Genomic DNA, 1,170 nt, shown 5'->3' with positions numbered 1-1,170 from the left:
GTTACTGAGGTTGAACTCGTGGTGTCGCAGGGGCTGACGGCTCGTCGCTCGTGCGGTATCACCGGGGCATGCGGTATCCACAAGGGGGCGGGCTGACCGCCGAACGACAGCACTTCCGCGAAGAGTTACGACTCAAGGCGGCCGAGAGGTTCGCCCGGGGCGAGGCGAGCTCGGTGATCGCCAAGGACCTGCGCGTCAGCGTCCGCTCGGTACAGCGGTGGCGGCAGATGTGGGACGAGGGCGGCCCGCGTGCTCTGCGGTCGCAGGGGCCGGCGTCTCTGCCGAGACTGAGCGAGAAGCAATTCGCCCAACTGGAGGCGGAGCTGGCCAAAGGACCGGCCGCACATGGCTGGGAGGACCAGCGGTGGACGCTGGCTCGAGTCAAGACAGTGATCGGTCGACGCTTCCACCTGACCTACACGATCCAGGGCGTGCGCAAGCTCCTGGTCCGCAATGGCTGGTCCTGCCAGGTCCCGGCCCGACGCGCGATCGAGCGGGACGACGACGCGGTGACCGGGTGGGTCAAGGAGGTATGGCCCTGCGCGGAAGACTCGCGGCGGCCCGTGGAGCATGGCTCGTCTTCGAGGACGAGGCCGGATTCTCCATGACGCCGCCGCAAGCGAAGACCTGGTCGCAGCGCGGCCGGACTCCCGTGGTGCGGGTCCGGGGCCGTTCCCGCAGACGGGTGTCGATTGCCGCGCTGACCTGCTACAAGCCGGGCCACCGGTCCCGGTTGATCTACCGGCCCCGCCGGGACGACGGCAACCGCGACGGCCGCAAGAGCTTCTCGTGGCGCGACTACCGCGACCTGCTGATCACAGCCCACCAGCAGCTCGGTGGCCCGATCGTGCTCGTCTGGGACAACCTCAACGTCCACAAAGCCGCCGACCTGCGGGAATGGGCGGAAGCCCGGGACTGGCTGACCATCTACTACCTGCCGCCCTACGCACCCGACCTCAACCCCGTCGAAGGGATCTGGTCTCTCCTGCGACGCGGCTGGCTCTCCAACGTCGCCTTCAGCACCCCCGAACACCTCGTCCAGCGCATCCGACGCGGCCTACGGCACATCCAGTACCGCAGCCACCTCATAGACGGCTGCCTCGCCGAGACCGGACTGACCATCCGACCCGCCTGACCAACCGCACGACATCACGAGTTCAACCTCAGTAG

General features: G+C 68.0%; 2 protein-coding genes. Both read left to right on the top strand.

What is annotated here, in order from left to right; all coding sequences use genetic code 11:
- The first annotated feature begins 68 nt into the window (after positions 1 to 68).
- Complete coding sequence (locus tag ACFY93_RS34525) at positions 69 to 608, top strand: winged helix-turn-helix domain-containing protein (protein ID WP_391365881.1); 540 nt, start codon at positions 69 to 71, stop codon at positions 606 to 608.
- Positions 605 to 1,135, top strand: coding sequence for a transposase (locus tag ACFY93_RS34520; protein WP_391365880.1), 531 nt, complete (start codon positions 605 to 607; stop codon positions 1,133 to 1,135). The genes ACFY93_RS34525 and ACFY93_RS34520 overlap by 4 nt, the downstream gene beginning before the upstream one ends.
- Positions 1,136 to 1,170 lie beyond the last annotated feature (35 nt).

Source organism: Streptomyces sp. NPDC008313 (assembly GCF_042956125.1).
GTDB lineage: Bacteria > Actinomycetota > Actinomycetes > Streptomycetales > Streptomycetaceae > Streptomyces.
Note: the sequence above shows the minus strand (reverse complement) of the source record. Positions and strands in the feature narration are given on the sequence as shown.

Coding starts and splice junctions, on each gene's coding strand:
- ACFY93_RS34520 (WP_391365880.1), top strand. CDS start 605: ATGACGCCGCCGCAAGCGAAGACCTGGTCGCAGCGCGGCCGGACTCCC.
- ACFY93_RS34525 (WP_391365881.1), top strand. CDS start 69: ATGCGGTATCCACAAGGGGGCGGGCTGACCGCCGAACGACAGCACTTC.